At 62.2% G+C, this 7,442-nt stretch carries 9 protein-coding genes; 4 read left to right on the top strand and 5 right to left on the bottom strand.

What is annotated here, in order from left to right:
• Positions 1-113 precede the first annotated feature (113 nt).
• Genes LOC54_RS10545 through LOC54_RS10560 form a run of 4 tightly spaced genes read right to left on the bottom strand, consistent with a single transcriptional unit; the run spans position 114 to position 3,925 of the window.
• Positions 114-1,553, bottom strand: coding sequence for an FAD-binding oxidoreductase (locus LOC54_RS10545; protein ID WP_279313775.1), 1,440 nt, complete (start codon positions 1,551-1,553; stop codon positions 114-116).
• A 28-nt stretch (positions 1,554-1,581) separates the two neighbouring features.
• Entirely contained in the window at positions 1,582-2,121 is a 540-nt protein-coding gene (locus tag LOC54_RS10550; protein WP_279313776.1) for a hypothetical protein, read from the bottom strand.
• Positions 2,118-3,098, bottom strand: coding sequence for an L-threonylcarbamoyladenylate synthase (locus tag LOC54_RS10555; RefSeq protein ID WP_279313777.1), 981 nt, complete (start codon positions 3,096-3,098; stop codon positions 2,118-2,120). The genes LOC54_RS10550 and LOC54_RS10555 overlap by 4 nt, the downstream gene beginning before the upstream one ends.
• Positions 3,095-3,925: a 3'(2'),5'-bisphosphate nucleotidase CysQ gene (locus LOC54_RS10560; protein ID WP_408740344.1), complete on the bottom strand. Its 831-nt coding sequence runs from the start codon at positions 3,923-3,925 to the stop codon at positions 3,095-3,097. Before LOC54_RS10560 ends, LOC54_RS10555 begins: the two co-directional genes overlap by 4 nt.
• Positions 3,926-4,008: 83 nt before the next feature.
• Here LOC54_RS10560 and LOC54_RS10565 point away from each other — a divergent pair, with 83 nt between their 5' ends.
• Both LOC54_RS10565 and LOC54_RS10570 read left to right on the top strand, forming a co-directional pair.
• Complete coding sequence (locus LOC54_RS10565; RefSeq protein ID WP_279313778.1) at positions 4,009-5,475, top strand: leucyl aminopeptidase; 1,467 nt, start codon at positions 4,009-4,011, stop codon at positions 5,473-5,475.
• A 2-nt stretch (positions 5,476-5,477) separates the two neighbouring features.
• Positions 5,478-5,924, top strand: a complete 447-nt coding sequence (locus tag LOC54_RS10570) for a DNA polymerase III subunit chi (protein WP_279313779.1) — start codon at positions 5,478-5,480, stop codon at positions 5,922-5,924.
• A 72-nt stretch (positions 5,925-5,996) separates the two neighbouring features.
• Here LOC54_RS10570 and LOC54_RS10575 read toward each other — a convergent pair whose 3' ends face one another.
• A complete protein-coding gene (locus LOC54_RS10575) occupies positions 5,997-6,218 on the bottom strand; it encodes a hypothetical protein (protein WP_279313780.1) in 222 nt (73 codons plus the stop codon).
• 338 nt (positions 6,219-6,556) lie between these two features.
• Here LOC54_RS10575 and mscL point away from each other — a divergent pair, with 338 nt between their 5' ends.
• Together mscL and LOC54_RS10585 are read left to right on the top strand one after the other, a co-directional pair.
• Entirely contained in the window at positions 6,557-7,009 is a 453-nt protein-coding gene (gene mscL / locus LOC54_RS10580; RefSeq protein ID WP_279313781.1) for a large conductance mechanosensitive channel protein MscL, read from the top strand.
• A 146-nt stretch (positions 7,010-7,155) separates the two neighbouring features.
• Positions 7,156-7,442 (top strand): transposase (locus LOC54_RS10585; RefSeq protein WP_279313782.1); only part of this gene is annotated, 287 nt, incomplete at its 3' end.

Consider the following 7,442-nt stretch of genomic DNA (forward strand, 5'->3'; position numbering starts at 1 on the left):
AACAGTCTGCACAGGAAGCCGGAAAGTACAACACTCACGGCACACGAGCAGCCCTTAACTGACGACACGCCGTAGAAAAAATCCTTAATAATTTCTTAAAACGGGCCGCGACCTCACTCCGTCGGCAGAATTTTACCCGGGTTAAAAAGACATTCCGGATCGATCGCGTTCTTGATTCTGCGCATCATGTCCAGCTCCGCACCGCCGCGCCAGGACGGCATGAGGTAGGTCTTGAGCTGTCCCACGCCGTGCTCGGCCGAGAAGGAGCCGTCGAGCCGTTTTACAATACCGGCCACCGTGTCCATGATGTCGTGGCTGCGGGCCAGGAACTCGCCGGGATCCATGCCCCGCGCGGGCTGCACGAGATTGAAGTGAATATTCCCGTCGCCGATATGACCGAACGGCGCGACGCGGATTCCGGGGATCAGAGCCTCGCAGGCTTTTGTGGCCTCTTCGATCAGCGCGGGAATGGCGGAGAGCGGAACGGAGACATCGTTCTTAACGGAGGCTCCGGCACGTTTCTGTGCCTCTGCATGCTCTTCCCGGAGTTTCCACAGTCCCTGGCGCTGTGCTTCGCTTTCGGCCAGCACGGCATCACTGACCAGACCGGCCTCAACCGCTTCCCCGAGTGTTTCCTCTATCAGCGTGCGGAGGCTTTCATCGCTTCTGGGGCTGGCCAGTTCGACCAGCACATAGGCCGGGGCGGGTTCGCTCAGGGGCAGTGCGGCTCCGTCGATCAGTGCATTGACCAGGGCCATGGACTGGCCGGACATGAATTCGAAGGCCTGGATGGAGGAGGGGTCAGCCCGGCGGAACCGTGCAAAAAGCTGCAATGCGGAGACGGCATCGGCCACGGCGCAAAGCGCGACCTCAACCCGTGCGGGTTTGGGCTGTAACTGGAGAATGGCCCGGGTGATCAGCGCCAGCGTACCCTCGCTGCCGATCAGGAGATGTTTGAGGGCATATCCGGTATTGTCCTTGCGCAGGCGGCGCATCAGGTTGAGCACGCGTCCGTCGGGCAGGACCGCTTCCAGGCCGAGCACCATCTCGCGTGCGTTGCCATAGCGCACCGTGTTGTTGCCTCCGGCATTGGTGGCGATCACGCCGCCGATTTCGGCCGATCCTTCGGACGAGATGGACAGGGGGAGGAACAGACCGGCTGCGGCTGCGGCATCCTGCGCCGCCTTCAGCGTGACACCGGCGCCGACTGTCATGGTCAGATCAGCGTAATCCACCTCACTGACCTGCCGCATCCGGCAGGTGAGGATCACAACGGCCCGTCCGCTTTCGTCGGGCGTGGCTCCGCCGACCATGCTCGTATTACCGCCCTGCGGCACCACCGGGACGCCGTGCTGTGCGCACAGGGCGACGGCTTTCGCGCATTCTTCCGTATCGGCCGGACGCAGGACGGCGGCGGCCCTGCCGTGAAACAGGCTGCGCCAGTCTGTCAGCGCGGCTGCCATGTCTGACTCTGCGGTCAGGAATCCGGCGCTGCCCAGGAGTGCGGAGAGGCTGTCATGCAGCGCGGCAGGGAGCTGGAAAGAGGCGGACATAGGCAGGGATTCCCGGAATAGGCTGAGGTCAGCGGAGGTAGATCGCTTTATCGACGGGCCTGGCGGGCCAGAGCGCATTGTAAAGCCCGGTTGTGGCGATGCCGGTCGCACAGCCGACGATGAAGGAGAGAGTGATCAGCAGCAGGCGCGGTCCGGCGGAGGAGCGCGTATTCATGAATTCGGTCTGCATTTCCGCGCGGGCCTGCTGGGTCAGGAACAGTTCCGCACGCAGTGACGCATTACTGGCCCGGGCCTCGCGCAGTTCGCGGTCGAGACGGTTCATCCCTTCCGTCAGCTCTCGAATCTGCTGCCGGGCCTGCTGAACTTCCGCGTTGCCCGCGGCGCTGCGCGTCGTGCGGGTGCGTGTGGTGGTGGAGGCCCGGCTTTTCGGCGGATCGGGAGCGATGGCGGTGAACAGGTTTTTCAGCGCCCCGCCGGTGGTGCCGTTCCGTTTTGCGCGGGAGCGGATGGCCTCAAGCGCTGCTTCCGACTGCCCGGCCTGATCCTCCAGAACCAGGGCGAGGATGTCGGAGAGGATTTTCAGCTCTTTGGGATCGAAGCTGCTCATACTCCGTCTCCGTCCGGACGTGGTGCGGCGGCACGGGTCAGCCGGTCCAGAATGGCCAGGCCCAGGCCGTCCTCAGGGACAGGCTGTGCGGCGATCCGCTTCAGACCAAGGCGGCGGCCTTCCCGGTCCAGACAGTGCAGTCCGGAGAACAGCCGGCTTGCGGCTTCGGTGAGGGAGGCGGACGGGCTCAGATTCCACACGAGTCCGGCGCCTGTCAGTTCGGGGCCGAAAGCGAGCAGTGCCTCATCGGCGGCAACGTCTGTGGCATTCAGTCTTACGGGCAGGGCTGGTGCATAATGGGAGGAGAGCTGCCCCGGTGCGGCGGGGGCGGATGCGGGACCGGACGGGCGGGCGAGGGGGCCGGTGAGCACCTCAATCTCTGCCGCAGGGATGCCTCCGGCGCGCAGCAGGGCCGGATGATCTCCGGACAGGTCGAGCACGGTGCTTTCGACTCCGACCTCGCACGGACCGGTGTTCAGAATGGCATCCACCTGTCCTGCAAGTCCGTCAGAGACATGGTCCGCCGTGGTCGGGCTGATCCGTCCGGACGGATTGGCGGAAGGGGCGGCGACGGGACATCCGGCCTCGGCCAGAAGCCTGCGGATGGCTTCAGGAGCCGGGACGCGCACGGCGGCCGATGGCAGACCGGCACAGGCGAGATCGCAGATCGTGCCGCCGGGGCGGCGTGGCAGCACGAGGGTCAGGGGGCCGGGCCAGAAGCGCTCTGCAAGCCGTTGCGCGAGAGGTGAGGGGATGACCTCGCGAAAGGCGTGTTCCGCGTCCGGGAAATGGCTGATCAGCGGATTGAAGCGCGGGCGCGATTTGGCAGCGAAAATACGTGCGACTGCCGCGGAATCCGCAGCATTCGCGCCGAGGCCGTAGACGGTCTCGGTACCGAAGGCGACGAGATATCCCGTCCGGAGAAGAAGGGCCGCGCGGGCTGTCCCGGCGGCGTCTGGAAGAAGATGTGCCGTCACGTTCCTGCCGGAGAGATGCGTTTGTCCGGGTGTGTATTGTCGGGAAGTCCGGTGCAGACGAAATTCGGATTCCGCCATTCCGGCTTGCCGTAGCGCAGCGGGGAGCCGTCGAATTCAAGGACGCAGCCGCCTGCGGCTTCCACGATGGCCTGAGGAGCAGCGGTGTCCCATTCCATCGTCGGGCCCAGGCGCGGGTAGAAATCCGCCGCACCTTCCGCAACGCGGACGAATTTTACGGCGGACCCGATATTGCCCAGCGAGGCGACGGGCCTGCCTTCGAGGAAGCGGGCCAGTTCCGGGGCGTCTCCGTGATGACGGGAGGCAAGGATGGTCAGCCCTTCCGGAGGCACATGCCGGGCGCGGATATCGTGCTCTCCGTCCGCATCAAAGCGTTTTGCGCCGAGGCCTTCCCCGCCGGCATAAAACTGTCCGTAGGCCGGGAGCGCCATGGCTCCGAGCACGGCGCGATCGCCGCGGACCAGGCCGATATTGACGGTGAAGTCATCCCGCCCGGCGGCAAATTCGCGTGTGCCGTCCAGAGGATCGACCAGCCAGTACTGTGCGCCCGGGGCGATCTTGATCCCGGCGGCGATCTCTTCCTCTCCGATGGCCGGAATGCCCGGAACCGCGGCGCGCAGGGCGCTCAGGATATGCCGCTCTGCTTCCTGATCCGCTTCCGTCACCGGGGACTGGTCATATTTTTTCTGTGTCACGAAGCCGCGCGCGCGGATGACATTGATGATGTCTGCGGTCTCGCGGCACAGGCGGAGCGCAAGGGCGAGAAGGTCCTGGTCGGATGGAATGGCGGCTGTCATGAGCACGGTCATACCGTATTGGTCATGGTTTGTCAGCGGACTGTCCAGGATGTATCCCTCAGGTTCAGAATATGCCCGAAAGGAACGCGTTGCGGATGGTTGATCTCAGTTTTCAGGCGGCGGATGCGGCTGCAGGCGGTACGCTGGCCCTGCTGGAAAAAGAGGACGGGGAGCGCAGCGCGCTGTTCCGTGAGGCGGACAGTCTGACCGGCGGTGCGCTCAGTCGCGCGGCGGAGGCTGCGTCCTTCACCTTCGCGCATGGCAAGACCTGTGTGGTTCTGGCACCGGGTGGCAAATTTACCGCTGTCGTGCTGGCCGGTCTGGGTAAGGGGCAGGACCTGACCTCGGCACGGGCCGAGAGTGCGGGCGGTGCTGCGGCGCTGCAGCTGACCACGTATGAGAAGCCTGCGCTGGCTGTGGACGGTCTGCCTGAGACTCTGGCGGTGCATGCGGTGCTTGGGGCTCAGCTCGCGCTGTATGATTTTGATCTCTATCGCACGGTATCGAAAGACCGGAAGCGGAAGATCACAGGGCTTGAGATCGTCTCGGCCAGGACGGATGCGCTGCGCCAGGACTGGGCGGACTGGGAGCCGGTGCTGCGCGGCGTGACGCTGGCGCGTGATCTGGTGTCCGAGCCTGCCAATGTCCTGTCTCCGGTCGTGTTTGCCGAACGTGCGTCCGGGCTGGCTGCTCTGGGCCTTGAGATCGAGGTGCTGGATCAGCCCGCGATGGAAAAGCTCGGCTTCGGGGCGCTGCTTGGTGTTGCCCAGGGCAGCGCGAACGCACCCCGGACTGTCATCATGCGCTGGAACGGGGCGAAGGATGGGTCCGCGCCGGTGGCGTTTGTCGGCAAGGGCGTGACGTTCGATTCGGGAGGTATTTCCATCAAGCCTGCGGCCGGTATGGAAGATATGAAATGGGATATGGGCGGCGCGGGCGTCGTGACCGGGCTGATGGCGGCTCTGGCCGGGCGTAAGGCGAAGGTTAACGCCGTCGGGATTATCGGCCTGGTTGAGAACATGGTGTCCGGCACGGCGCAGCGTCCGGGCGATGTCGTGAAAAGTGCTTCCGGGCAGACGATCGAGGTGCTGAACACGGATGCCGAGGGGCGTCTCGTTCTGGCTGATCTGCTCTGGTATGTGCGCGAGCATTGCAAGCCGCGCGCGATCATTGATCTTGCGACCCTGACCGGGGCGATCATTGTTGCGCTTGGTCATGAGCGGGCCGGTCTCTTTGCGAGTGATGACGGGCTTGCGAAGGATCTTGAAAAGGCCGGAGAGGAATCGGGTGAGCTGCTGTGGCGCATGCCTCTGGGCGATGCCTATGACCAGCACATCCGCTCCGACATTGCCGATATGAAGAACATCGGCAACGGCCGTGCCGGGGGCTCCATCACGGCGGCGCAGTTCCTCAAGCGGTTTACCGGGGAGACGCCCTGGGCGCATCTGGACATCGCGGGGACGACCTGGGCCAGCAAGGCCGGGACCGGCACCGTGAAGGGTGCGACGGGCTTTGGCGTGCGGCTTCTGGATCGTCTCGTGCGACAGAGCTGCGAAGGCTGAAGGTGGCGGCCTACGCCTTCTATCATCTGCTGCGGCGTGCGCCGGAAGAGGCTCTTCCGGCGCTTCTCGGCCGGACGCTGGGGGCAGGGCATCGTGCGGCTGTCTGGTGCGGTGATCCGAATCGAGTGAAGGCTCTGGATGCGGCGTTGTGGAAAGTCAGTGATCCTGTCTGGCTGCCTCATGCCGCGACCGGTGCGGAATATCCGGAGCGTCAGCCTGTCTGGCTGACCGGCGGGGAGGATGTACCCAACGGTGCGGAGTTCCTGTTCCTGATGGACGGGCGGCGTCTGCCGCATAACTCATCGTTTTCAAGGATATTCGATCTGTTTGACGGCCAGGACGGGCAGGCGGTTGCCGATGCGCGAAGCCGGTGGACAGAGGCCAGGGCGGCCGGTCATGAGCTTGCCTACTGGCGCCAGGAAGAAAAAGGCTGGGTCCGGGCGAAATAGATGCCCCGGATATGAAATGGGCCGGAAAGTGTCTCTTTCCGGCCCGCTGACGTCACTTTGTCCGTAAACTTCTTACGAAATGTGGCCTCTGGTGACGTTGATCTCCACGGGAACTTTCGTGAAGTCGTTCTTGAGGAACGTCTGGAAGCTGCTGAATGCTTTTGAGATATCGGACAGCAGATCCGTTGTGTTCAGGGACAGTGCGGAACCGACATCGGTAATGGCGCGGGTCACGTTGCGCTCCGCGCGGGCGGCTGCGTAGGAAGCGGCCTGGGCGATACCGGCCAGGTTCACCGTGAAATTATAGGTTGCGCCGCCGGAAATGGCGGAGGTTTCGGAAACTGACAGTTCACGAATGGAAATACCTCTGAAAATGACAGTTGATGTTACCCGCGAATACTGCTCGCATATTCTTCGGGATGCAAAGGTATAAACGGAAAAATCGATATAAGGCAGGGATATTTTTTATATCCGGCCTGTAAAGATGACATTATTTTAGCGAATGTGTGACTTTTTTGAGCCTGAGATAAAATAATCTTACTCCTTTACATGGGAAGAGATGACATTCCTCTTGTAAAACGGGTTGCACGAAGAGATAAGGCGGGTGAAACATTCACTCAGCTGAGGGTTCCATGTCTAAAGTTCGTACTCCTGGATGGGTTGCCGATTTCCAAGCATTCATCATGCGCGGAAATGTTATTGATCTTGCCGTCGGTGTGATCATCGGTGCGGCGTTCACCGCAATCGTGAACAGCCTCGTCAAGGACGTTTTCAACCCGCTCATCGGTCTTGTGATCGGCGGCATCGACTTCAGCAATATGTATGTCACGCTGAAGGGCCCGGTCACGCAGACCATTGCAGAGGCCCAGAAGGCCGGTGCAGTCACGATCAATTACGGTCTGTTCCTCAACGCCGTGATCCAGTTCCTGCTGTCCGCGTTCATTGTCTTCTGGATGGTCCGGGTTCTCAGCTCTCTTTACAAGAAGAAGGCTGATGAGGTTCCGGCTGCTGCACCGGTGCCGACGCGTGAAGAGGTTCTGCTGGAAGAAATCCGCGATCTTCTGGCTGGTCGTCCTCACTCCTGAGGCGCGATACTGCCGGTATGTGCGAAAGGGCTCTCTTCGGAGGGCCCTTTTTTATTTGTCTGCGGGCTGGGGGAGTTTTGAGGAGAGGTGGACCCCATTTTTTGGACAGGGCAATAAGCTATAATCCGACCTGAAAGAGGACGGGTTTGATGGGTAAAGTTACGCGCAAGAGGTATGGGGCGGAGTTCAAATCACGGGTTGCCCTGGAAGCGATCCGTGGGGAACTGACACTGGCGGAACTGGCTTCGAAACATGGCGTGCATCAGACGATGATCGCTCAATGGAAACGGCAGGCGATCGAGGGGATGGCAGCGACCTTTTCCGGAAAAAGGGTGTCTGAGCTCCCGGTCAGTACGGCTGATGTGGAGAAACTGCACGCGAAGACAGGCGAGCTTCTCGTGGAACGGGATTTTTTACGCGATGCCTCTGCTCG

This window comes from Acetobacter sp. AN02, assembly GCF_029759835.1.
GTDB lineage: Bacteria > Pseudomonadota > Alphaproteobacteria > Acetobacterales > Acetobacteraceae > Acetobacter.